Source organism: Corynebacterium efficiens YS-314 (assembly GCF_000011305.1).
GTDB lineage: Bacteria > Actinomycetota > Actinomycetes > Mycobacteriales > Mycobacteriaceae > Corynebacterium > Corynebacterium efficiens.
Window position 1 is genome coordinate 1,915,892 of record NC_004369.1, and the last position, 24,737, is coordinate 1,940,628.

Annotated in this window: 18 protein-coding genes; 10 read left to right on the plus strand and 8 right to left on the minus strand. The window is 63.0% G+C overall.

From position 1 onward, the window contains the following. The first annotated feature begins 67 nt into the window (after positions 1-67). Together CE_RS09075 and CE_RS09080 are read left to right on the plus strand one after the other, a co-directional pair. Positions 68-2,608 (plus strand): DEAD/DEAH box helicase, encoded by a 2,541-nt coding sequence (locus CE_RS09075; RefSeq protein ID WP_035108838.1) that lies wholly within the window; start codon positions 68-70, stop codon positions 2,606-2,608. Between the two features lie 166 nt (positions 2,609-2,774). Next, positions 2,775-3,767: a hydrogen peroxide-inducible genes activator gene (locus tag CE_RS09080; protein WP_035108839.1), complete on the plus strand. Its 993-nt coding sequence runs from the start codon at positions 2,775-2,777 to the stop codon at positions 3,765-3,767. Between the two features lie 189 nt (positions 3,768-3,956). Here CE_RS09080 and CE_RS09085 read toward each other — a convergent pair whose 3' ends face one another. Continuing rightward, positions 3,957-5,156, minus strand: a complete 1,200-nt coding sequence (locus CE_RS09085; protein ID WP_006767817.1) for a hypothetical protein — start codon at positions 5,154-5,156, stop codon at positions 3,957-3,959. Between the two features lie 168 nt (positions 5,157-5,324). On the opposite strand from CE_RS09085, the gene hrpA reads away from it, so the two are divergent. Next, complete coding sequence (gene hrpA / locus CE_RS09090) at positions 5,325-9,233, plus strand: ATP-dependent RNA helicase HrpA (protein WP_006767818.1); 3,909 nt, start codon at positions 5,325-5,327, stop codon at positions 9,231-9,233. A 1-nt stretch (position 9,234) separates the two neighbouring features. Here the strand turns inward: hrpA and nrdR are convergent, their stop codons facing one another. The 3 genes from nrdR to CE_RS09105 form a co-directional block, all read right to left on the minus strand. Continuing rightward, a complete protein-coding gene (gene nrdR / locus CE_RS09095) occupies positions 9,235-9,705 on the minus strand; it encodes a transcriptional regulator NrdR (RefSeq protein WP_011075624.1) in 471 nt (156 codons plus the stop codon). Between the two features lie 86 nt (positions 9,706-9,791). Beyond that, positions 9,792-10,697: an IS982-like element ISCef3 family transposase gene (locus CE_RS09100; protein WP_011075625.1), complete on the minus strand. Its 906-nt coding sequence runs from the start codon at positions 10,695-10,697 to the stop codon at positions 9,792-9,794. A 102-nt stretch (positions 10,698-10,799) separates the two neighbouring features. Continuing rightward, positions 10,800-11,009: a hypothetical protein gene (locus CE_RS09105; protein ID WP_035108920.1), complete on the minus strand. Its 210-nt coding sequence runs from the start codon at positions 11,007-11,009 to the stop codon at positions 10,800-10,802. Positions 11,010-11,575: 566 nt separating this feature from the next. Here CE_RS09105 and lexA point away from each other — a divergent pair. The 3 genes from lexA to CE_RS09120 all read left to right on the plus strand — a co-directional run bounded on the left by lexA (position 11,576) and on the right by CE_RS09120 (position 14,376). After that, positions 11,576-12,331 carry a transcriptional repressor LexA gene (gene lexA / locus CE_RS09110; protein ID WP_143758529.1) on the plus strand — a complete coding sequence of 252 codons (756 nt, stop codon included), beginning with the start codon at positions 11,576-11,578 and terminating at the stop codon, positions 12,329-12,331. Positions 12,332-12,634: 303 nt separating this feature from the next. Continuing rightward, on the plus strand, positions 12,635-13,414 hold the full coding sequence (locus CE_RS09115) for a DeoR/GlpR family DNA-binding transcription regulator (RefSeq protein WP_006767822.1): 780 nt from the start codon (positions 12,635-12,637) through the stop codon (positions 13,412-13,414). After that, on the plus strand, positions 13,411-14,376 hold the full coding sequence (locus tag CE_RS09120; RefSeq protein ID WP_006767823.1) for a 1-phosphofructokinase: 966 nt from the start codon (positions 13,411-13,413) through the stop codon (positions 14,374-14,376). The genes CE_RS09115 and CE_RS09120 overlap by 4 nt, the downstream gene beginning before the upstream one ends. 89 nt (positions 14,377-14,465) lie before the next feature. Here the strand turns inward: CE_RS09120 and ptsP are convergent, their stop codons facing one another. Next, the gene (gene ptsP, locus CE_RS09125) at positions 14,466-16,169 is read right to left on the minus strand and encodes a phosphoenolpyruvate--protein phosphotransferase (RefSeq protein ID WP_407921256.1); all 1,704 of its coding nucleotides are present in this window, start codon (positions 16,167-16,169) and stop codon (positions 14,466-14,468) included. A 377-nt stretch (positions 16,170-16,546) separates the two neighbouring features. Here ptsP and CE_RS09130 point away from each other — a divergent pair, with 377 nt between their 5' ends. From CE_RS09130 to CE_RS09145, 4 genes are all read left to right on the plus strand, one after another. Continuing rightward, positions 16,547-17,314: a DeoR/GlpR family DNA-binding transcription regulator gene (locus CE_RS09130; protein ID WP_006767826.1), complete on the plus strand. Its 768-nt coding sequence runs from the start codon at positions 16,547-16,549 to the stop codon at positions 17,312-17,314. Then, positions 17,311-18,285, plus strand: coding sequence for a 1-phosphofructokinase (locus CE_RS09135; protein WP_006767827.1), 975 nt, complete (start codon positions 17,311-17,313; stop codon positions 18,283-18,285). The genes CE_RS09130 and CE_RS09135 overlap by 4 nt, the downstream gene beginning before the upstream one ends. A gap of 11 nt (positions 18,286-18,296) precedes the next feature. Then, positions 18,297-20,363, plus strand: a complete 2,067-nt coding sequence (locus CE_RS09140; RefSeq protein WP_006767828.1) for a PTS fructose transporter subunit IIABC — start codon at positions 18,297-18,299, stop codon at positions 20,361-20,363. A gap of 153 nt (positions 20,364-20,516) precedes the next feature. Continuing rightward, positions 20,517-20,786 carry an HPr family phosphocarrier protein gene (locus CE_RS09145; protein ID WP_006767829.1) on the plus strand — a complete coding sequence of 90 codons (270 nt, stop codon included), beginning with the start codon at positions 20,517-20,519 and terminating at the stop codon, positions 20,784-20,786. 123 nt (positions 20,787-20,909) lie between these two features. On the opposite strand, the gene CE_RS09150 is transcribed toward CE_RS09145, so the two are convergent. The 3 genes from CE_RS09150 to hflX form a co-directional block, all read right to left on the minus strand. After that, positions 20,910-21,434: a GyrI-like domain-containing protein gene (locus CE_RS09150; protein ID WP_035108840.1), complete on the minus strand. Its 525-nt coding sequence runs from the start codon at positions 21,432-21,434 to the stop codon at positions 20,910-20,912. Positions 21,435-21,628: 194 nt separating this feature from the next. Then, entirely contained in the window at positions 21,629-22,924 is a 1,296-nt protein-coding gene (locus CE_RS09155; protein ID WP_011075630.1) for a uracil-xanthine permease family protein, read from the minus strand. Between the two features lie 97 nt (positions 22,925-23,021). Further along, positions 23,022-24,629, minus strand: a complete 1,608-nt coding sequence (hflX, locus tag CE_RS09160) for a GTPase HflX (RefSeq protein WP_006767832.1) — start codon at positions 24,627-24,629, stop codon at positions 23,022-23,024. Between the last annotated feature and the right edge of the window lie 108 nt (positions 24,630-24,737).

Here is a 24,737-nt window from a genome sequence, read left to right on the forward strand (position 1 = left end):
CGGGTCTTTTCGTCGACAAGCATGCGGGGTACCCCGCGGTGACCGGCGTTGGCTACGCTGGTTAACTGTGAACCTCTCCCAGATGCTGCCCGATCTCACCGACGTGCCCGCCTCGCTGCTGGATGAATCGATCTTCGATTCCTTCCTGGCCTGGACGAGGGAACGTGGCATCAGTCTCTACCCGGCCCAGGAGGAGGCCTCCCTGGGCATCCTCACCGGGGACAATGTCATTCTCGCGACCCCGACCGGCTCGGGTAAGTCCATGGTGGCCATCGCCGCACACTTCATCGCCCTGGCCCGCGGACAGCGCAGCTTCTACACCGCACCAATCAAGGCGCTGGTCAGTGAGAAATTCTTCGCCCTGTGTGAGGTCTTCGGACCGGAGAATGTCGGCATGATGACCGGCGATGCCACCGTCAATGGCCGGGCACCGATCATCTGCGCCACCGCCGAGATCGTCGCCAACATCGCGCTCCGTGACGGGGCCGGGGCCCCCATCGACCAGGTGGTCATGGATGAGTTCCACTACTACTCCGAACCGGACCGCGGGTGGGCCTGGCAGGTACCGCTGTTGGAACTGCCCCGTGCCCAGTTCCTGCTGATGTCCGCCACCCTGGGTGACACCGAGTGGTTGGAGAAGGATCTGACCAGTCGCACCGGCCGCACCACCACCTTCGTCGGCAACACCGAACGCCCGGTCCCCCTGGAGTTCTCCTATGTCTACACCCCGGTGCATGAGACGATCGAGAACCTGCTCAAGGAGAAGAAGGCGCCGGTCTATGTCGTCCACTTCACCCAGCGTGATGCCATTGAGCGCGCCCAGGCCATGACGTCCCTGACGGTGGTGACCAAGGAGGAGAAGGACCGGATCGCCGAGGAGATCGGGGATTTCAGGTTCACCACCACCTTCGGCAGGACCCTGTCCAAACTGGTGCGCCGGGGCATCGGTGTGCACCATGCCGGCATGCTGCCCAAATACCGCCGACTGGTGGAGAAACTCTCCCAGACCGGCCTGCTCAAGGTGATCTGCGGAACCGACACCCTCGGAGTGGGCATCAACGTTCCCATCCGCACGGTGCTCATGACCGGGCTGGTGAAATTCGACGGTTCCCGGGAACGCGTACTGAAATCCCGTGAGTTCCACCAGATCGCGGGCCGCGCGGGTCGCGCCGGATATGACACCGTGGGCCATGTGGTCATCCAGGCACCCGAGCATGAGATTGAAAATGCCCGGCTCCGCCAGAAGGCCGGGTCGGATCCGAAGAAGCTGAAGAAACTGGGGCTCAAGGCGACCCGGCCGGGTGAGGTCACCTGGACGAAGAGCACCTATGAGCGACTCACCACCGCCGAACCCGAGCAGCTGACGAGCCAGTTCAAGGTGACCAACTCCATGATCCTCAACGTGGTTGCCCGCCCGGGGGACGGCTATGAGCACCTCAGGCACCTGCTGCGCACCAACCACGACACACGCGCCAAACAGAACAGGGATATCCTCACCACCCTGGAACTCTTCCGCGGACTGGTGAACGCGAAGATCATCGACAAGGTTGTTGACGGCCCGGATGAGACCGGGCGGATCTACGCGCTGACCGAGGATCTCCAGCGCGACTTCGCCCTCAACCAGCCACTGGCACCCTTCGCGCTGGCGGCCCTGACATTGCTGGACAAGGAATCCGAGACCTACACCCTGGATGTGATCAGCGTGTTCGAGTCCATCCTCGACGATCCACGCCAGATCCTCATCGCCCAGCAGAAGGCCCGGCGCGGTGAGGAGATCGAGGCACTCAAAGCCGAAGGCGTGGACTACAGCGAGCGCATGGCCATCATCGAGGATGTCACCTGGCCGAAACCGTTGGAGGAGGAACTGGAACAGGCCTTCGACACCTTCCGGGAGGGACACCCCTGGGCGAAGGAATTTGAACTCAGCCCGAAGTCCGTGGTGCGCGACATGATCGAGCACGGTATGACCTTCTCCGACCTGGTGGCCACCTACGGGGTCGCCCGCTCCGAGGGTGTGGCACTGCGCTACCTCACCGATGCCTGGCGCACGCTACGGCAGACCCTGCCGAAGGAGCACAGCACCGAGGAACTGGAGGATGTCATCGAATGGCTGGGCGAGCTCGTCCGCCAGGTTGATTCGTCCCTGGTGGACGAATGGGCCCAGATGGCGGACCCGGATGCTCCGATCTCACGCGAAACCCTGGAGCGTGAGCTCGCCTTCGGGGTGGAGGATCCCACCGCCCTGACCGCCAACCGCAGGGCGTTCACCATCATGATCCGCAACGCCATGTTCCGTCTGGTGGAACTGTTTGCCTACGAGAAGGAGGAGCAGCTTACGGAAATGACCTCCTACCTCGATGAACAACCCGACTTCCCCGCGGCGATGGATGCCTACTTCGATGAATACGCCGACCTGGACACGGGCCCTGCCGCCCGTGGGCCGGAGTATTTCTCGGTGGAACAGACGGGACGTGCCTGGGCGGTACGTCAGATCATCAAGGATCCGGAGGGGGATAACTCCTTCGCCTTCGTCGGTGTGGTGGATCTGGATGCCTCCGACGAGGCCGGCGAGGTCCGGTTCTCCTCCCTGGATATCCAACACAACTAGAGGCCACCGGGGGTGGGTTGACCCCCGGAAGGGTTTCCAGCCGGGGAAGGGGTTGTTGACATATCCGCAGGATATTCAGCGGTTTTACCTATTTACCGAGGATAACGCCCACGTAATCGTTATTTTTCATTACCCTTCCATGGCATTTCCGGTTATGGTTATAGGCATGAGCAATAAGGAGTACCGGCCCACATTAGCGCAGCTGCGTACATTCGCAACCATCGCGGAGTGCAAACACTTCGGTACCGCTGCATCAAAACTGTCCATTTCCCAACCGTCGCTGTCCCAGGCACTCGTTGCCCTGGAGACCGGTCTCGGGGTGCAGCTGATTGAACGCTCCACGCGCAAGGTCATCGTCACCCCCGCCGGTGAGAAGCTCCTCCCCTACGCCAAATCCACCCTGGATGCCGCCGAATCCTTCCTGGCCCACGCCCGTGGCGCCAACGGTTCCCTCACCGGTCCACTCACCGTCGGTATCATCCCGACCGTGGCACCGTATATCCTGCCCTCGCTGCTATCCATCGTGAATGCCGAGTTCCCTGATCTGGAACCCCACATCGTCGAGGACCAGACGAAGCATCTGCTGTCCCTGCTGCGGGACGGCGCGATCGACGTCGCGGTCATGGCACTCCCCTCCGAGACCCCGGGCATGATGGAAATCCCCCTCTACGACGAGGACTTCGTGGTCGTTGTCCCCGACGACCATGAACTGGCCGGACGACAGGACCTCCAGCTGACCGCCCTCGATGAGCTTGAACTGCTCCTGCTCGACGATGGCCACTGCCTCCACGACCAGATCGTTGATCTGTGCCGGCGTGTGGATGTCAACCCCATCAGCTCCACCACCGCCGTCACCCGTGCCTCCAGCCTGACCACGGTCATGCAGCTGGTGGTGGCCGGTCTGGGTTCCACCCTGGTCCCGGTCAGTGCCGTGCCCTGGGAATGCACCCGCGACGGTCTGGCCACCGCCAACTTCGGTCCGGATGTGGTGGCCAACCGCCGCATCGGGCTGGTGTACCGCTCCTCCTCCTCACGAGCAGAGGAGTTCGAGCAGTTCGCCCAGATCCTGCAGCGTGCCTTCGATGAGGCCCTGAAAAACGCCCACGCCACCGGCATCCAACTCAAGGACAACAACCCGATCATCCCGCTGCCGGTGTAGGTTGACCGCGGGCCGGGTACCAACTGGGGACCAACCGCAGACCAATCGCAGACCCAAACGCCCCCTCCCTTGTGGTGTCGCCCTGATGGTGGTCAGGGCCCCGGGAGGGGGCGTTGCCGGCTGTTTCAGCTGTGTCGGCCCTTGTGACAACTCTGTCAGCTCTGTGATCGAGCCGGATGTGGCGACCTTTTAGCTGGTGCGGTGTTCCACCGGCACGCGCCCACCACTCATCTGGCGGTACAGGTGCGCCGAGATGAGCACGCTCACCGGCATGAAGATGACCAGACCGAGCAGCAGTGTCAACGGCACGGCGATCACGATGACCACCGTGGACAGGATGCTGTAGAGCAGCAGCTTGGGGTAATTGCGGGCCGCATCGGACACTCCGCGGGTGATGGCCCCCATCGCGTTCTCGCGTCCGTCGGAGGTGTAATAGATCCAGTAACTGTACAACGGACTGAGCAGACCGGAGATGACCAGCAACACCAACAGGCGGGTGAACACCGCGCTCTCCACCGCAACCTCACCGGTCATCTCATTGACGGTCACCAACTCCGAGGTATCACCCTGGATGACGAGGCTGACCACAAACCCCACCACCGTGATGATGACCAGGAGGGTGACGGTCTGCCCCACGTTGATCGGGCGGAAGAACTCCGGCACCCGCGCACGGCGCCCATCGGTTTCGATGAGCGCCCCCCGGATCACGCAGATTGCGATCGCCCAGACGATCACCGAGGTCACCAGGTTGAGGATGACATTGGCCGGGGACAGCGGATCATTGTTCATCGCGGCATCCGGGCTGATGGCGAACATCATGAATCCCAGGAGTGTGGACAAGACGATGAACAACAACCCCACCAGGACGGTGCCGAGGATCCACACCGCCGGATTGGCGAACACCGCCTTGAACCCGAACCGCACGGCACGCATCACGTTCACCCGACCATTGGTGCTTTCCAGGGGGGTGCCGCCCTCATCCTGTCCGGTGTACTGCCCGAACGTCCCCTGGCCATAACCGGTGTAGGCATCATCGCGCGGACTGTAACCCTGGTAGCCACCGCCCGGATAGGGTTCATAACCGGAGTACGCCGGTCCCCCGGTGTCCCCGCCACCCTGCGGGTAACCTCCTCCCCCGTTACCACCGGCGCCGTATCCGGGATTGAATCCGCCCGGGGCATCCTCCGGGTGGCTGGTGCGGTGATAACGCTTGGGGGTGTCCCCATCACCACGGTTGTGCCCCTCACCGCGCTGGTAGCCATCGGGATCATGAGATGGTGTCTGTTCACCCCTGTTGTCCGGATCAGAATCACGGTGGTTGCCCCGACCGTCACCGAACTCCGGGTCTGATTCCGGGCCCTGGCCCGGTGTGTTCTCATCGCGGGTCATGGTTATCCATCTCTCCTCTTCCTCGACTGACGCCAGGTACCACCCCGGGCACCCCGGTTCACTCACCGGGGGTCGGGGCAACCGTGGCGCACGACGCATTCTGATTTCAGGGTACTCGCAGCCGAACTCGAATGAGCAGCGGGGAGCAAGTAGAATGACCAGCTAGCCATGACTACACCTGAGAACACTCCCACGCGAGCTGAACTGTACGAACTCCTCGACGGGGTTTCGCTCACCGATGAACGGTCTTTCCGCCGTCGACTCCAGAAGGCCCGGTCCCCCAGGGCACTGACCGCCATCCGCACAGACATCGACAAGGCCCGTCAGCGCGTTGAGGCCCGTGCTGCCCTCGTGCCCGAGATCACCTACCCGCAGTCATTGCCTGTCAGTGCGCGCCGGGAGGATATCGCCGAGGCGATCAGCGAGAACCAGGTGGTCATCATCGCCGGTGAGACCGGTTCGGGTAAAACCACCCAGATCCCGAAGATCTGTCTCGAACTGGGACGCGGGCGCAGGGGTCTTATCGGCCACACGCAGCCGCGTCGATTAGCAGCACGCACCGTCGCCGAGCGCATCGCAGATGAGCTCGGACAGGGTATCGGCGAGACCGTCGGCTATGCCATCCGTTTTGATGACCGTGTGTCCCCCTCCACCTCGGTCAAGCTCATGACGGACGGCATTCTGCTGGCGGAGATGCAGCGCGACCGTTTCCTCAATGCCTATGACACGATCATCATCGACGAGGCGCACGAACGTTCCCTCAATATCGATTTCCTGCTGGGGTACCTACGCCAACTGCTGCCGAAACGCCCCGATCTCAAGGTCATCATCACCTCCGCGACGATCGACCCGGAGCGTTTCGCCACCCACTTCGCCGACGCTGAGGGCAAACCGGCGCCGATCATCGAGGTCTCCGGACGCACCTTTCCCGTGGAGATCCGGTACCGCCCACTCGAGGTGGTCCAGGGTGACAAGGTCATCGACATCGACCCGCTCGATGGACTGTGTGATGCCATCGAGGAACTCATGGCGGAGGGGCCCGGTGACATCCTGTGTTTCTTCCCCGGTGAACGCGATATCCGTGATGCCATGGAGATCATTGAGGGACGCAGATGGAAGGGGGTGGAGGTCACACCGCTGTTTGGCCGGTTGTCCAACGAGGAACAGCACCGTGTGTTCCGTCCCCATTCAGGTCGTCGGATCGTCCTGTCCACCAATATCGCGGAGACGTCACTGACCGTCCCGGGTATCCACTATGTCGTGGACACCGGTACCGCACGCATCTCGCGGTACTCGGTACGCACCAAGGTGCAGCGACTGCCGATCGAGCCGATCTCACAGGCCAGCGCGAATCAGCGGTCGGGTCGTTGTGGTCGTGTCGCCGACGGCATCGCCATCCGCCTGTACTCCGAGGAGGATTTCGAATCCCGTCCGGAGTTCACCGACCCGGAGATCCTGCGCACCAACCTGGCCAGTGTCATCCTCCGGATGGCTTCGCTGCGTCTGGGGGATATCACCGACTTCCCCTTCGTGCAGGCACCCGAGCAACGCTCGATCCGCGATGGTCTGCTGCTGCTCCATGAGCTCGGTGCCCTCGCGGAGGACGTGGCCGAGGACGGTTCGCCACAGCTCACCCCGATCGGCCGGGACCTGGCGCAGATTCCGGTGGATCCGCGCATGGCCCGCATGTTGGTGGAGGCCCACCGCCTCGGGGCGCTGCATCCGGTCATGATCATCGTGGCCGCCATGACCATCCAGGATGTCCGGGAACGCCCCCTGGAGTTCCAGGCGCAGGCGGATCAGGCCCACGCGCGATTCAAGGAGATCACCAGTGATTTCCTCAGCTACCTCAAGCTGTGGGAGTACATCAGCGACCAACGTGACAACACCAGCGGAAACGCCTTCCGGAAGCAGATGAAGAAGGAATTCCTCCACTACATGCGTATCCGCGAGTGGTGGGATCTGGTCCGCCAGCTGGAGCAGGTCGGCCTGCAGCTGGGGTGGTCGGCCAAGGAGAATGTCGCCGGCACCGCCAGCCCCGATATCATCCACCAGTCCCTCCTGTCGGGTCTGTTGTCACAGATCGGCGCCCGCGACGGTGACAGCAGGGAGTTTTCCGGTTCGCGGGGCACGAAGTTCATGATCTTCCCCGGCTCACCGTTGTCGAAGAAGCCACCCCAGTTCATCATGGCGGGACAACTGGTGGAGACCTCGCGCCTGTGGGCCCGTGATGTGGCGAAGATCGAACCCGAGTGGGTCGAGAAGATCGCCGGCCCCCTGTTGAAACACCAGTATTCCGAACCGCACTGGTCCACCAAGCGCGGCGCGGCGATGGCCCATCAGAAGTCCACGCTCTACGGTGTCACGATCATCGCCGACAAGGTGGTGCCCTATCACCGGGTGGATCCGGCGGCAGCCCGCGACATGTTCATCCGTCATGCCCTCGTCCAGGGTGAGTGGACCACCCATCACCGCTTCTTCCATGACAACGCGGCCAAACTGGAGGACATCGCCGAGTTGGAGGCCAAGGCCCGGCGCCGTGACATCATCGTCGACGAGGACACCCTCTTCGACTTCTACGATTCCCGTCTCCCGGAGACCATCACCACCTCCCGGCACTTCGATTCCTGGTGGAAGAAGACCTCCAGAAACCAGCCGGACCTGCTGGATTTCGATCCGGAGAAACTGGTCAATGCGGATGCGGGGGTCATCCCCGAGGAGGCATTCCCCGACAGGTGGGAAAAGGGCGGCCTGATCTTCGACCTGAGCTACCACTTCGAACCGGGCCACCGCGACGATGGTGTCACCGTCCTCATTCCGGTGCCGGTTCTCGGCGGGTTGGACAACGAGGGGTTCGACTGGCTCGTCCCCGGCGTCCGTCTCGACCTGGTCACCGAGCTCATCCGCACCCTGCCCAAGGCTTTACGACGCACGGTTGTCCCCGCCCCGGATTTCGCCCGCCGGGCGCTGCCCCTACTGCACCCCTATGCCTCCCCCCTGACCTCCCAGCTGGCTGACGCACTGCGGTCACTCGGTGGCAGTGGCATCAATGCGTCCGATTTCTCCCCGGGAAAGCTACCCGACCATCTACGGATCACCTACGCCGCGGTGGACAAGCGGGGGAAGATCATCGACCGGGACAAGGATCTGACCGCGTTGAAGGAACGACGCGCATCACAGATCCGTGCGTCGGTGTCCCGGGTGGCGCGCACCTCGGAGCAGGACGAGGTTCCATCCTGGACCAGGGAGACCCTGGGCACGATCGATGAGGAGATCGACACCACGGTGGACGGTCAGAAGGTCACCGCCTTCCCCGCCCTGGTGGTGACCCCGACAGGGGTGTCGGTCAAGGTGTTCCCCACCCGGGCCGCCGCCGATGCCTCCATGGTCACCTCCACGCTCACGCTGTTGATGCGGGAGATCGAGGTCAACCCGAAGCAGATGCTCAAGGGACTTCCCCTGCAACAGAGAGTTGCGGTGGACAACTATCCGCACGGCGGTTCCGAGGGCCTGGTCGCTGATGCACGCGTCGCGGCCATCCGTGACCTCATGTTCGCTCATGGCGGTGCAGTGCGTACCCCGGAGGAATTTGAGAAGCTGTTGGCGACGGTCAAGCCTGCCGTGGCGGGGGAGGTGCGGCGAACAATTGTGGAGCTGGCTCCGGCCCTGGTGCGCTTCGCCAACATCACTGCGGAGCTGGAGGGATGGACAGGACCGGCCATCGATGACATGACCGCCCAGCTGGAGTTCCTCCTGCCCGCACATGCCATCAGTATCCACGGGGCCCAGCGCCTGCGTCACCTCCCCCGTTATCTCCATGCCATGGCCATACGCCTGGAGGAGATGAACCGGGATCCGGACCGGGACGCTGACCGACAGGACGAGATCCAGGGGGTGGAGAAGTATCTGGAGGACCGCCTGGCCAAGCTGCCGAGCAATCGCCGTAACACCCGTGAGGTCAGGGACATCAGGTGGCAGATCCAGGAGCTGCGGGTGAGTCTGTTCGCCCAGCGCCTGGGCACCCCCAAACCGGTGTCGGCTCAGCGCGTGAGGAAGATGGTCGACAAACTGCGCTGATCTACCCCTGTTGGACCTGTTTTTCCCTGCTCTGACGTCGCATCAACCGGATCTCCTTCTCGAAGTCATCGGCACTCTCGAACGACTTATACACAGAGGCGAAACGGAGGTAGGCCACCTCATCCAGCTCACGGAGGGGGTCGAGGATGGCCAGACCGATGTCATTGGCACGAACCTGGGAACTACCGCTGCTTCGGACTGTTTCCTCGACCTGCTGGGCGAGGCGTTTGAGGGAATCATCGGAGACATCCCGCCCCTGACAGGCCCGGCGTACACCGGTGACCACCTTCTCCCTGCTGAATGGTTCTGTCACTCCATTGCGTTTGAGCACCAGCAGGACGGCTTTTTCAATGGTGGTGAACCGTCCCTGGCACTGACTACATTCCCGTCGGCGACGAATCGCACTTCCCGCCTCGATGACGCGGGAATCAATGACCCTGGAATGACCGTGCTGACAAAACGGGCAGTACATGCGTGTGATCCTTCCCTCAGCATCTCCCACACCCCGGTGGAGGGGGACGCTCACAGTCAGTCTAGATGATTAAGTCCTATTGATTTTTAGTGGTCGTAGGCGATCAGGGAGCGTTTGTTGGGGGCGTCGATGAGCCAGTTGTGCCAGATCCCGGCGGCCAGGGCCAAAAGTTTCGCGGCGACTCGGGCGTAGACGCCTTCGACGGTGCGCCCGCCGTGCTGCTCGAGGCCGAGTTGGCCTTTAAGCGTGTCGAAGACGGACTCGACCCACTGGCGGATACCACCGAGGGCCCCGAACCGGGGCTTTTCATCCTTGCGGTCGGGACGGACGAGGTGGGCGCCAAGCTCGTCGGTGACAAACGCCTCGAACTCTTTCCCGGCGAAGCCCTTGTCCGCCAGGATGACCTGCCCGTCGCGCACCAGATGACAGTCATGATCAAGCAGGACCTGGGTGGTTTCCCGCTCGCCGATCTTCGGGTTGGCCAGCCCCCAGATCACCGGCATCCCGTCCGGGGTGCAGACCAGATACAGGCGAAAACCCCAGAAGAACCTCGAATGCGAAGCGCAGTAGCCGTAGCCGGCATGCCCGACCAGGTCAGAGCGTTTGACTGTCTCTCTTGAGGTGCCGCAGGGTACCGGGGTGGAGTCGAGTAGTCGCAGGATCTCGTGCCAGGAGGCGGTGTCTTTGGCCAGGGCGGTGATCACCGCGCTGATCAACGGGCCGGCGGCCCGGATGCGCTTGTTGTAGCCCGATTGTTGGGGCATCGCCGGGAACATTCCGGTCAGGTGTGCCCGGGCGTAGCGCACCCATCGGGATTCTGAGGAGGATCCGTGCAGCAGGTGTTGGGCGACGGCCAGGCACAGCAGTTCGGCGTCATCGAGGGCTGGTCGGCGCCCTGGGCGGTGAGTCCGGTCGTAGTCCAGATCGGGCAGGACACGGTCGACCAGGGTGACGTAGAGTGTGGTCAGGAGAGTGTTTAGTTTGTTGTTCACACCAAAAACTCAAGCACTCTCCGCCCTCGTTGAACAGACCTGCGCGCGAGAGTCCTAATAGGACTTACTCATCTAGGTCACCGGGCCACCCGTTCCCCACACTCATCGCTGACCACCCAGGGAATGGGGGTCAATGTCCAGTCCAACCATCTGGGTTTCGCTGTAGGTGGGCAGGGCTTCCTCCTGCCCGGTTTGGGACAGGAGGATCCCGGCGACGATCACCAGCCCGAAGAAGGCCCCACCCGCCCACTGTTTGAGGTTGTCACTAATCGAACGCGATAGGTGATTGTCAGTCCGGAGGGTCACATCCACGCGGGGTGCCTCCCCCACGGAGCGCAGCGGGGTGTTCGAATGGATCCCGCGTGCCGGGTGACGGTGCTCATTTCCGTAATAATCCTTCCTATTCGAATTTCTAAGCGTTCGAACATGCACTGGATTTGACTGGAAAATCTGCGCGCGCCCACCACCCCATACCGCAGCGGGTGGCACGACCACACCACCTCGCCCTTTACCGCCTCGACCACCCTGACCAGCTGTTATGGAAATAGCCATGATCCTGCCCCTTTCGCCTGGAGATATTCTACAAACCCGGCCCACCACCATCGAACACCGTTATCGTTCACATGTTCGACTAAATTCTCCTCTCGATTTATAGCAGCTGGAAAGAATGATGTCTACATCCGGGCCGAAAAAGTCGAACACTCGTACCATTTCCCCAGGCGAACATGTATGGTTGAGACAACGGAACCCATAAGAACGGTTCGAACAGTCCCCCGCTTCGCACCAGCTACCCACCGACCCGGCCGCATCCCGGGATCGGACCAATGGTCGAAACCACCCGGACACCGATAACCATCAACTGGAAGGACCTCTACCCCATGGCCACCGAGAAGACCCCCAAGGCCCGAGGCAGTCGGGGCAGCCGCACGGTGACGATGCTGCCCAACGGTAAACCCGATCCCGCCAGCCTCTCCGACCGTCAGCGCAGGATCCTCGAAGTTATCCGGGATGCCGTCGTGCTCCGGGGTTACCCACCGAGCATCCGCGAAATTGGTGATGCGGCAGGTCTGCAGTCCACCTCATCCGTGGCCTACCAGCTGAAAGAACTGGAGAAGAAGGGCTTTCTCCGCAGGGACCCGAATAAGCCCCGCGCTGTTGACGTCCGGCATCTCCCGGAGACCGACAACCGCACCAAGGCCGGACCGAAAGCCAAGGCCCGCCCCACCGCCGGCGCCTCCCCGCAGCCAGAGCTTGCCAGCAGCACCTCATTCATCCCCGTCGTGGGCAAGATCGCCGCGGGCAGCCCCATCCTGGCTGAGCAGAACATCGAGGAGTACTATCCCCTCCCCGCCGACATCGTCGGAGACGGTGAACTCTACATGCTGCAGGTAGTCGGCGAGTCCATGCGGGACGCGGGCATCCTCGACGGTGACTGGGTTGTGGTACGTTCCCAGCCGGTTGCAGAGCAGGGGGAATTCGTCGCCGCCATGATCGAGGGGGAGGCAACAGTCAAGGAGTTCCACAAGGACGCCTCCGGCATCTGGCTGCTGCCCCATAATGATTCCTTCGCCCCGATCCCGGCGGAGAACGCGGAGATCATGGGCAAGGTTGTCTCGGTGATGCGCAAACTCTAGCTCCACCCGTGGACTACCCTGTTCGCCTGATCCCTCTCGGTGCGAACGGGGTTTTTGCTTTTCTGACCACATTCGGGGGTGGATGGAAGAAGTCAACCCCGTGAATCCAATAGTGGTTTTAGTGTGGATTTGGCGTGCTCTTAGACCATTTTCCACATTCTTCCTGCCCGATCTAGTGAGATTTCCCCTTCTTATCACGCCCCACATGACAACTTTTCATAGGATTCGGGCGTTGGATAGTGCGATAATGGAAAACAATAACGGGCATATATCTCAAAATGTCTTTTTGCTTTAAGGAGTGGCATGTACGCAGAGGAACGACGTCGTCAAATCGCCTCATTGACGGCGGTTGAGGGTCGGGTGAATGTCACTGAGCTGGCGGGGCGGTTCGACGTGACAGCTGAGACCATCCGCAGGGATCTCGCGGTGTTGGATAGGGAGGGCATCGTCCACCGCGTACACGGAGGCGCTGTCGCAACCCAGTCCTTCCAGACCACGGAGCTCAGCCTGGACACCCGCTTCCGGTCCGCCTCATCCGCCAAATACTCCATCGCGAAGGCTGCAATGCAGTTTCTGCCCCCGGCGAATGGTGGCATGTTCCTCGATGCCGGAACCACCGTCACCGCTCTGGCGGACCTGATTGCTGAACACCCTAACGCCAAACACTGGTCGATTGTCACCAACTGTCTGCCTATCGCCCTCAGCCTGGCTAACGCCGGCCTCGATGAGGTTCAGCTGTTGGGGGGCAGCGTGCGTGCGATCACCCAGGCGGTGGTGGGTGACACCGCGCTGAGGACACTCGCCCTCATGCGGGCGGATGTTGTGTTCATCGGTACCAATGCCCTCACGCTGGATCACGGACTCTCCACCGCGGACTCCCAGGAGGCCGCCATGAAATCAGCGATGATCACCAATGCTCACAAAGTGGTGGTGCTCTGTGACTCCACGAAGATGGGCACGGATTACCTGGTCAGTTTCGGCTCCATCGATGATATCGATGTGGTGGTCACCGACTCCGGCGCACCGGAGTCCTTCGTGCAACAGTTGCGCGAACGCGATGTTGAGGTGGTGATCGCGGAATGATCCTCACCGTCACCGCCAGCCCCTATCTGCTGAGCACCAATGACCTCTCCGGCCCCATCGAGATCGGTGGGGTCAACGCCATGTCCCAGGCGGCAACCGTCGCCGGGGGATTCGGAGCCGGGGTGGCCAACACCCTGTTCCTCGGCGGTATGGAGACACTCAGTATCTTCCCCGCACCGGAGATCTCCCATTATCTGCGTCTGGTGAAGATGTCCGGTCTCCCCTACGAGATCATCCCCGTCGCCGGCCCCATCCCGATGCATCTGACCATGCGTGATCAGGAGGGCGCGGAGACTGAGTTCAAGAACTCGCCCATGCCGCTGGACGTATCACAGCTGGCCATGCTGCGGGATCTGGTGGTGAGAAAAGCCGAGGATGCTGACTGGGTTCTCCTGGGGGGTGAACTCCCATCGATCGCACCCGCTGCATGGTTCGTCGATGTGGTCAGATCGCTGACCCTGTACCACCCGCAGGTCAGGGTAGCCATCTCCACCACCGGAGCTCCGCTCAGGGCGGTGATCCGACAGCTGGCAGCCTCGCAGCCCCACCTGCTGGTGCTCACCGGTGAGGATCTGGAGATCAGCTGTGGCAAAGAACCAGGCGAGCTCAAGGCGGCGTGGAGCGCCGGGGACATCACCACGGTGGTTGATGTTGCGCGCGGGCTCATCGACAGGGGCATTTCGGAGCTGCTCATCACGGTCAACCGGGGTGAAGCCATCCACATCACCGGTGATGATGTCTATGTCGCCTCGTTCACAGGGACCCCGGGGAAACAGGGAGTGTCGTGGCGGGAGTCCTTCGTGGCGGGTTTCCTCTCGGCAGCCAAGCAGGAGCGCTCCCCCGAGGAGCAGCTGTCCTATGCTGTGGCATATGCCAATGCCACGGGTAGCGAATGGGACAATTTCATCCCCACCCCGGACCGTGTCAGCCCCAGAGAGGTGACCGTGGTCCGACACCGGTGAGCCGTCATCCAACAGGGTGCAGAACTCGCATGATCCCAGCACCACCTCGTTGCATGGGGTGCTGGGATCAGCCTTGTAGCCGGTGGGTTCTACCCCGGCTGTCCGGCAGCAATGGCTGCCCGCACAGCCTCGCGTGCCCGTAGGGCATCCTCGGCATCAAGTGCCGCCACTGCCGCCTGACGGCAGGTGGCGAGATCCACCTCAGCCAGCTGAGCTCCCACCCCCGCGAGAGCGGTGGAGGCTGCCGACAGGGAGTTCACCCCCAGTCCGGTGAGGACCACAGCCAGCAGCGGATCAGCCGCAGCCTCACCACAGATACCCACGGGCACATCCTGGCGTTGGCCTTCATCACAGGTCATCTTGATCAGACGAAGGACCGCGGGTTGCCACGGATCGGTCAGGGAGGCCAGGCTGGGGGCCATGCGGTCGGCCGCCATCGCATACTGGGTCAGGTCATTGGTGCCGATGGAGACGAAGTCCAGGTGGGGCATGATCTTATCGGCCATCAGTGCGGCGGCGGGAACCTCGATCATCGCGCCGGGGATCAACCCGCGTTCACGGCATAAGCGGGCAAACCACTTCGCCTCCCCGACGGTGGCGACCATCGGTGCCATCACCCAGGTGGGGGCTGTGTCATCCCGGCCGAGCTCCGTGGCAGCCCGGGCGATCGCGTCGAGCTGTCGGGTCAGCAGACCCTCGTTGTCAAAGGCGATGCGCAGACCACGGACGCCGAGGGACGGGTTCATCTCCTCGGGCATGGAGGTGAAGGGAACGGGTTTGTCGGAGCCTGCATCCAGGGTGCGGACAACCACCTTGGACTCCGGGAATGCCTCCAACACCCGTGCGTAGATATCCGCCTGTTCCTCCACCGAGGGTTCCTCGGTGGAGGACAGGAAGCACAGTTCGGTGCGGAAGAGGCCGATGCCCTCGGCCACGGTGGTGGAGGCGGTCCGTGCGGTGGCACCATCCTGGACATTGGCCAGCAGCTGGACACGGTGCCCGTCGCGGGTCTGGGCGGGCCCTGTCCACTGCGCTATCTTGGCCGCCCGCGCCCGGGACTCCTCCACCTGTGCCAGTGCCATGTCCTCATCGGGATTAACCAGGACGGTGCCCAGGGAACCGTCGATAAGCACCTTCGTTCCGGAGCTGATCCGTTTGATGCCGGCACCGGCGGCCACGATGCAGGGGACGTTGAGCTGGCGGGCGATGATGGCGGTGTGGCTGGTGGGTCCCCCGAGTTCGGTGACCAGGCCGATGAAGAGGTCAGTGTCCAGCGCCGCGGTGTCCGCCGGGGAGAGATCCTCGGCGAATAGGATCACCTGGCCGTCCACGGCGGGAAGGCCTGGCTCGGGCTCACCACGCAGCTCCGCGATGACGCGGTCCCGGATATCACGGAGGTCCGTGATGCGCTCCGCGATGATACCGCCGGCTTTCTCGAACATCTCGATGAACTTATCGGTGGCCAGCACCGTGGCGTATTCAGCCGGGTGACCACCCTTGATGTTCTTGGCCACGGCCCGGCGCCAACCGCGGTCGTCGACCATGCCCGCCGTGGCTTTCAACACCTCGGAGGCCGCACCGGTCACGGATTCGGACCGCGCGAGCAGACGGGACGAGACAGTGTCCGCTGCCACGGTAAAACGGCTCTGTTCATTTTCCCGGCCATCCTCCGGGATCTCCGCCCCCGCGGTTGGCAGCGCGGGTCGTGGAGTGATCCACACGGCACGGGCATACCGGACGCCCCCGACCACACCAGTGCCCTTGAATGAAGTGTCATGACTCACATCGGCCACGTTAGCCACCTGCCCTCACGATAGAGATATCTTTTCTTCAAGATCACCACAAAATCCACAATTTCGCAACAAATCCAACACGCCCATATTGACAAACAAACATGCATCAACATAAATTAACAGTTAATGGGTCACACTTCTTCAATTATTGAGATCTGTAACACATTGCATACCCGTCTATGTTTGGCATTGGTGGGCACCGGTGAGCGGGAGCATGTCCGGTCACGCAGGACCACCTGATGCCGTGGGTTGGGCGACATGGTCCCCAACGGGAATCCTGCGGAAAACCGGGTTTCCCCATTCCAGGCGCCAACAGGCCCCTACAGGCCTCTACAGGCACAACAGGTCCGAACAACTCATCAACCCCGGAGGTGGGTATGGTCTCCGTTCGCGGGCGACAGACTGGGATCCTCGCGATCCTGGCGCACACGGGCCGGGTCGGGGTCGGCATGCTCGCCGAGCACTTCGGGGTGACCTCCGAAACCATCCGGCGTGATCTGCGGGTGCTGGAGGACCGTGGCCAGCTCCAGCGGGTCCACGGGGGTGCCATCCCACCCGGGAAGGGGGTCCACATCACAACCCCCCAGCCCGACTCCACCACGGATGTCATCGCACTGGCCCGGTTGGCCGTCGATTTCATCCAACCGGACACCCGGGGCATCTTCCTGGACTCCGGCCCGGTGGCCCTGGCCCTCGCCGCCGTTCTCGGGGAGATCCACGGCGACGGCAGGTGGACGGTGGTCACCACCTCCCCGGCCGCCGGCATGATCCTCGCCCGGGCAGGCATGCCCCGAATCACCATGACCGGTGGGCGGATGTCCCGGGGGAGTCAATCCCTCACCGGCAGGACAGCGGTGGAGATGATCACGGCCCTCCGCGCCGAGATCTCCTTCATCTGTCCCGATGGTCTGGTGGATGCCCACAGTGTCACCGCCCTTGATCCGGCTGCCGGGGCGACCCGGCGCGCCATGATCACCAATTCCTCGTTCACCGTGATGGTTCTCCCCGCGACCTCACTGAGGCAACCCCGGGGTATCGCCTTCGGTGCTCTCTCCGAGGCTGATGTGGTGGTCACGGATGCCGATCCCGCCACTTCCCCACTCATATTCCCGTCCGCTAGCAATACTCAGGTGGTTACCCCTTGATTGTCACACTGACACCCAATCCCAGCATCGACTCAACCCTCGCCCTCGGTGGCGAACTGACCCGCGGTGAGGTGCAGCGCCTGGAGTCCGTCACCGCGGTGGCCGGTGGCAAGGGCATCAATGTCGCGCACGCGGTCTTCCTGGCCGGCGTGGATACCGTGGCGCTCTTCCCCGCGGGACGTCTTGATCCCTTCGTCCCCCTGGTCCGGGAGATCGGTTTCCCCATCGAGACCGTCCTCATCCCCACCAATGTCCGCACCAACACCACCATCACGGAACCGGATGGCACGACCACCAAACTCAACGGGCCGGGTGCCCCCCTGAGCCAGGCGCATGTCACCCGGTTGGAGAGAACGCTTGTCGACGCCCTCAGCGCGGATGTCACCTGGGTCGTGCTGGCCGGTTCACTCCCTCCGGGCGCTCCCCTCGACTGGTATTCGCGCCTGACCGCCCTGGTTCACCGCGCCTGCCCCGGTGCCCGCGTGGCGGTGGACACCTCCGATGCACCGCTGCAGGAACTGGGCAGGCACCTGGATGAGCCCGGTGCCGCGCCGAACCTGATCAAACCGAATGGCCGGGAGCTGGGTCAGCTGGTCGGTGTGGATGGTCAGGAACTTGAGGACAGGGCCCGCGGGGGTGACTACGCCCCCATCATCGACTGTGCGACCGTGCTGGTTGAACGCGGCATCGAACAGGTACTGGTCACTCTCGGTGAGGCGGGGGCGGTGCTGGTCAATACCGAGGGTGCCTGGGTGTCCTCCACCCCGGAGATCACCGCGGTCTCCACCGTGGGTGCGGGTGACTGCGCCCTGGCGGGTTTCGTCCTCGCCAGGACCCGTGGCCTGTCCATCCCCGATTCCGTTCTCCATGCGGTCGCCTACGGCTCGGCAGCCACCGCCCTGCCGGGCACCACCATTCCACGTCCCGATCAGATCACCACCAAGGGTGCCGAGGTCAAGAAAGCTGTTTAGGAAAAATACCTATGAATAACGTCATTAACACCTCACTGGTGAGGCTGGATGTCGATTTCGGTGCCACGGCCACCGAGGTCATCAATAATCTCGCCTCCGTCGTCCACTCCGCCGGCCGTGCCGGTTCCGCGGAGGCCCTGGCGGCGGATGCCCTGGAGCGGGAGGCGAAATCCGGAACCGGTGTCCCCGGTGGTGTGGCCATCCCCCACTGCCGTTCCGAGTCCGTGGAGACCGCCACCCTGGCGTTTGCCCGCCTGAGCCGACCGGTTGATTTCAGCGGCCCCGATGGTGATGCCAACATCGTCTTCCTCATCGCCGCGCCCGCCGGTGGTGGCAAGGAACATCTGAAGATCCTGTCCAAACTCGCCAGGAACCTGGTGAAGAAGGATTTCATCGATGCGCTCAACACCGCCCGGACCGAGGAGGAGATCGTCGAGCTTGTCGACGCCGTCCTCAACCCCGCCCCGAAGGAGACCGCACCGGTGCGGGAATCGGTGGCCACGGAGGCGTCGACAAGCATCACCCGCATCGTCGCGGTGACCGCCTGCCCGACCGGTATCGCCCACACCTACATGGCCGCCGATGCACTGAAGCAGCACGCCGACGGTCGCGATGATGTGGACTTGCACGTGGAAACCCAGGGATCATCCGCGGTGACCCCACTGGATCCCGCCATCATCGAAGCTGCTGACGCCGTCATCTTCGCCACCGATGTCGGGGTCAAGGACCGCGAACGTTTCGCCGGCAAACCGGTCATCGAATCGGGTGTCAAACGCGCCATCAACGAACCCGCTGTGATGATCGACGAGGCCATCACCGCCGCACGCAACCCGAACGCCCGGCGCGTCTCCGGCGCGAAGACCGCCACCACCCCGGGTGAGGAAACCGGTGCCCAGCTCGGCTGGGGCAAGCGCATCCAGCAGGCGGTGATGACCGGTGTGTCCTATATGGTGCCGTTTGTCGCCGCCGGTGGTCTGCTGCTGGCCCTGGGATTCCTCTTCGGTGGTTATGACATGGCCAATGGCTGGTCGGCCATCGCCACGAATCATTCCCTGACCAACCTCCCGGGTAATACCGTTGAGGTCGACGGGGAGATGATGGAGTTCGCCCGTTCCGGATTCCTGCTCTACCTGGGCGCCGTACTCTTCGCCACCGGTCAAGGAGCCATGGGCTTCATCGTCGCCGCGCTGTCCGGCTACACCGCCTATGCCCTGGCCGGTCGCCCCGGCATCGCACCGGGTTTTGTCGGTGGCGCGATCTCCGTGGCCATCGGCGCAGGCTTCATCGGTGGCCTGGTCACCGGTATCCTCGCCGGTCTCATCGCCGCATGGATCGGTTCCTGGAAGGTGCCGCGCGTGGTGCAGTCGCTGATGCCGGTGGTGATCATCCCACTGCTGACCTCACTGGTGGTGGGTCTGGTGATGTACCTGCTTCTCGGTCGTCCGCTGGCGTGGATCATGACCTCGCTGCAGGACTGGCTGGGTTCCATGTCCGGATCCTCCGCAGTGGTTCTCGGTATCATCCTGGGCCTGATGATGTGCTTCGATCTCGGTGGCCCGGTCAACAAGGCCGCCTACCTCTTCGCCACCGCAGGCCTGTCCACCGGTGACGAGGCCTCCCTCCAGATCATGGCCACTGTGATGGCCGCGGGTATGGTTCCGCCTATCGCGATGTCGCTGGCCACCATCCTGCGCGCCCGCCTGTTCACCCCCGCTGAACAGGAGAACGGCAAGTCCTCGTGGCTACTGGGTCTGGCCTTCATCTCCGAGGGTGCAATCCCGTTCGCCGCGGCCGATCCCCTGCGTGTGATCCCGTCGATGATGCTCGGTGGAGCCACCACCGGTGCCATCTCCATGGCCCTGGGTGTCGGCTCCCGCGCGCCACACGGTGGTATCTTCGTGATCTGGGCTATTGAACCGTGGTGGGGTTGGCTCATCGCCCTGATTGCAGGCACCGCGGTGTCCACCATCGCGGTGGTGGCCCTCAAACAGTTCTGGCCCAACAAGGCAGTTGAAGCTGCCGCGGCGGCTGCTGCAACGCAGACCGGTGCACCCGGGTCAACCCCCGCGACGGCCTGATTCCTACCCGGGCAGTCGTGGCGCCCCTGTTCGGGCATCACTAGACTTGAAACACAACATACCGGGCCCCACGCCCCAACCGGGGTGGGCCCCCAACCGCACCTTTCCACCGGATGTCCTCCGGTTCCCCGAGGTGCAGAGAAAGGATTTCCCATGGCTTCCAAAACCGTTACCGTTGGTTCCTCCGTCGGCCTGCATGCACGCCCCGCCTCGCTGATCGCCGAGGCCGCCGCAGAATTCGATGATGAGATCCTGCTGACCCTCGTTGGTTCCGACGATGACGAGGAAACCGATGCTTCCTCCTCCCTCATGATCATGGCACTGGGCGCGGAACACGGTGATCAGGTCACCGTCACCTCCGACAACCCCGAGGCCGTGGAGAAGATCGCCTCCATGATCGAGCAGGATCTGGACGCCGAGTAGTATCGGACCAGCCTCCTGCACCAACAATGATCCCGGGCGGGATCCGGGACGGCCCACCGTTGATGGTGGGCTATCCGGATCCCGCCCGGGATCGTTTCATGAGGGGGGCTGCGGTGGTGTCCGTCAGACGTGGGCCGGCACCTGGCAGACCTGCACGAAGACATCGGTGATCATGGTCTCCGGATTCTGCGTGGAGCACGGCGTGGTGACATACTCCTCCCAGCCGACGGTGACCGCGGGCAACCTGCACCCGAGCTCCTCGATCTCGGTGAACGCCTGGTTCCAGGTCTCCTGCAGGCCATCGTAGGCGCCGGTGTGGCGACTGTGGAAGGTTTTCATATCGCGGAAATGATGGAGGACGATATCATCGATGTCCCCGCCGGACTGGCTGAGCGCACCTCGACGCAGGGTGTCCGCCTGCACCGGGGATACGGGGAAACCGACGAGGATGTCTACCGTGTCGGAGACCTCACCGAAGTAGTAGGCGCGGCCGGGCCCGGCCGGCTCAATGCCTTCAATGGTGAGCATTTTGCGGATCTCCGCGAAACCACGATCAAAGAGATCGGTGATCTCATCGGAGGAGATGATCACTCGGATACCCACCACATCATGGGCGGGGATCTTCTCAAACCGGGTATCAGTGAGCAATGTGGGCATTCCTAAGTTGACTCGTGCCGTCCCCGCCACCTCGGTGGTGTGCAGGGGCCGATCAGGTGATCCGATCGGGTGATGGAAAAGTAGAGTACACCCCTTTGGCCCCGGACAAAACCACCCCGGGACGGAAATCTCATACCCCGGTCATGAACAGGGTGTTTGTGTGAGAAGCCCCAGGGCCGGGTGGGTCAGTTGTAGAACTTTGCGCCCTTGCCCTCCCCCAGGGTGACATACAGCTTCTTCATCAGCGGGTACAGCACGATGATGCCGACCGAGCCCCAGGCGATACCCTCCAGGGTGACACCGAAGATGGTCAGGGTGAGGTTGCCGATACCGGCGACCAGGGCAACAGCAGCCATGGTCAGATTCACGGGATTGTTGAAGTTGACCCGGTTATCCTGCCAGATGCGGATACCCAGCATGCCGATGAGACCGTAGAGCACCAGCGTTGCTCCTCCCAGCACACCGACGGGGATGGTGAAGATCAGGGCACCGAATTTGGGGATGAATGCCAGGGCGATCGCGGTGAAGGCCGCGACCCAGTAGGCCGCGGTGGAGTAGACACGGGTGGCGGCCATGACACCGATGTTCTCCGCGTAGGTGGTGGTACCGGAACCGCCGAAACCACCAGCCACGGAGGTGGCCAGACCATCGGCGATGAGGGCATTTCCGGCCAGGTCGTCAAGGTTCTCCCCCGTCATCTCGGATACCGCCTTGACGTGTCCGATGTTCTCGGCCACCAGGACGATGACCACGGGCAGGGTCACCAGGATCGCCGAAAGCTGGAACTCCGGGGTATGGAACTGGGGCAGACCAATCCAGGAGGCGGAGCTGATCGCCTCGACGGAACCCTCCGCCAGGTTGTCGGTGAGGGCCGCGAACACCCAGCCGACCACGACACCGATGAGGATGCCCAGGCGCGCGACCATGCCGCGGCCCGCGACCGTGGCCAGCAGGATCACCATCAGGGTCACCGTGGCCACGAATGGCTGTGCCTGGTAGTTGCTCGCCGCTGTGGGCGCGAGATTCAGGCCGATCAGCGCGACGATCGCGCCGGTGACGGTCGGTGGCATGACAGCGTCAATGACCCGACGACCCGCTGCCTTCACCAGGAAACCGATGCCCATGAGGACCAGGCCGCTCACCAGCACCCCACCGATCTGGACGCTGATGCCCTGGGCCTGGGTGGCGGTCAACGGCGCGATGAAGGCGAAGGAGCTGCCGAGGTAGGAGGGAAGGCGGTTTCTGGTGATCAGCAGGAAGAAGATCGTTCCCAGACCGGAGAAGAGCAGGGTGGTGTTGACCGGGAACCCGGTCAGTGTCGGAACCAGCAGAGTGGCGCCGAACATGGCAACCACATGCTGCATCCCGATGCCGATGGTGCGACCCCAGCTCAGGCGCTCACGAGGAGCGACAACTGCGCCGGGCTCAATTTTTCTGCCGTCTCCATGGACGGTCCATCCCCAAGTAGAAGTCACGAGCACTCATTATCTGCTACGCGGGGCCTCCGGGGAAATCGGGAGGTGCGATCGTTGGAGGATCGTTACCTGCCGAGAACGCCCGATGGGTCAGTTCGGAGGTTTAACTGGCCGCTGCCTCATCGTCCTCATTGTGTGGGGCGTCCCCGGTGCCGGCATCCACCGCGTACTGCTTCAATTCTGCAGCCAGCTGGGCCGGGATGCGGACTTCCATGAGGGTGCCGTCAGCTGAGTACTCCTCGGACAGCACGGTTCCGTACTGGTGAATGCGGGAGACAATATCGCCCCGGGTGAAGGGGATCAACACCGTCAGGCGGGTGTCCCGGGAGTTGAGGAACAACTCGATGCGCGCCTCCAGCTCCTTGATGCCCTCACCCGTCAGGGCGGAGACGAACACCACATCATCGAGTGCGTGACGCAGCTCGGCCAGGGTGAGTGGATCGGCCTGGTCGATCTTGTTCACCACGATGATCTCCGGGGGTGGGGTCTCCCCGGTGGTGCGGATGATATCGCTGATGACACTGTTGACCGCCTCGATCTGCTTGAGCGGGAACGGGTCGGAGCCGTCCACCACATGCAGCATGAGATCAGCCTCCAGCACCTCCTCGAGGGTGGATTTGAACGCCTCCACCAGGGAGGTCGGCAGGTGCCGGATGAATCCGACGGTGTCGGTGAAGACAACATGGCGGCCATCGGCGAGTTCCGCCTTGCGGGTGGTGGGGTCCAGGGTGGCGAAGAGTGCGTCCTCGACGAGCACGCCCGCCCCCGTCATGGCGTTGATGAGGGAGGACTTGCCGGCATTGGTGTACCCCGCGATGGCGATCTGTGGGACCAGTGATTCCGAACGCTGTGAGCGTTTGATCCCACGGGCGGTGTCCATGCCCGAGAGTTCCCGGCGCAGCCGCGCCATGTCGGAGCGCAGACGACGGCGGTCCGCCTCGATCTTCGTCTCACCGGGACCACGCAGGCCCACACCGCCATTGGAACCGGCGCGACCGCCGGCCTGACGCGAGAGGTTGCCGCCCCAGCCACGGACACGGGTGATCAGGTATTCCATCTGCGCCAGCGCCACCTGAGCCTTACCCTCACGGGATTTGGCGTGCTGGGCGAAGATGTCCAACACCAGCATCGTGCGGTCAATGACCTTGATGTTGAGTTCGCGTTCCAGCGCGACCAGCTGGGAGGGGCTCAGTTCACCGTCGCAGACCACGGTGTCCGCACCGGTGGCCTCGATGATCTCCTTGAGTTCACGGACCTTGCCGGAACCGATATAGGTGCCGGGATCCGGCTTGTCACGCTTCTGGTAGAGCGATTCGATCACCTCGGCCCCGGCGGTGTCCGCCAGTGCGGCGAGTTCGGCGAGGCTGGCGTCGATCTCGGCGGTGGTGCCTTCGGTCCACACCCCGACGAGGATGACGCGCTCCAGGCGGAGCTTCCGGTACTCCACCTCGTAGATGTCCGCGGCATCATCGGAGTGGATGGTGGTCTCGCGACGTCTGATGGCCTCGCGGTCCTCGAGGTCGAGTTCACCGACCGAGGGGGTGTCACCGTCATGGGTGGATCGGGACTCGGCCGGGCGCCTGGTGGTGTCGGCGGGAATCAGACCCGAGAGGTCGAAACCGGTGGTTTCGGTGAGTGGCTCACGCTTGACATGGTCGTGGAAAGCCTGGGCGAGGAGGTCCTCGTGATTGATCTTGTTCTTTTCATCCATTGTTCACCATTGTTCCATGTATCTGACCTGCGTGGCCAGACCTTTCCCAACGCTGGTAGCGAACACAGGGCATCCACATCTGCCCGGCACCCCACCGCCGGGGTGGGG

Excerpts from the sequence above, each read along its gene's own strand:
- CE_RS09080 (WP_035108839.1), top strand. The coding sequence starts at position 2,775 with ATGAGCAATAAGGAGTACCGGCCCACATTAGCGCAGCTGCGTACATTC.
- CE_RS09085 (WP_006767817.1), bottom strand. The coding sequence starts at position 5,156 with ATGACCCGCGATGAGAACACACCGGGCCAGGGCCCGGAATCAGACCCG.
- hrpA (WP_006767818.1), top strand. The coding sequence starts at position 5,325 with ATGACTACACCTGAGAACACTCCCACGCGAGCTGAACTGTACGAACTC.
- nrdR (WP_011075624.1), bottom strand. The coding sequence starts at position 9,705 with ATGTACTGCCCGTTTTGTCAGCACGGTCATTCCAGGGTCATTGATTCC.
- lexA (WP_143758529.1), top strand. The coding sequence starts at position 11,576 with ATGGCCACCGAGAAGACCCCCAAGGCCCGAGGCAGTCGGGGCAGCCGC.
- CE_RS09115 (WP_006767822.1), top strand. The coding sequence starts at position 12,635 with ATGTACGCAGAGGAACGACGTCGTCAAATCGCCTCATTGACGGCGGTT.
- CE_RS09120 (WP_006767823.1), top strand. The coding sequence starts at position 13,411 with ATGATCCTCACCGTCACCGCCAGCCCCTATCTGCTGAGCACCAATGAC.
- CE_RS09130 (WP_006767826.1), top strand. The coding sequence starts at position 16,547 with ATGGTCTCCGTTCGCGGGCGACAGACTGGGATCCTCGCGATCCTGGCG.
- CE_RS09140 (WP_006767828.1), top strand. The coding sequence starts at position 18,297 with ATGAATAACGTCATTAACACCTCACTGGTGAGGCTGGATGTCGATTTC.
- CE_RS09145 (WP_006767829.1), top strand. The coding sequence starts at position 20,517 with ATGGCTTCCAAAACCGTTACCGTTGGTTCCTCCGTCGGCCTGCATGCA.
- hflX (WP_006767832.1), bottom strand. The coding sequence starts at position 24,629 with ATGGATGAAAAGAACAAGATCAATCACGAGGACCTCCTCGCCCAGGCT.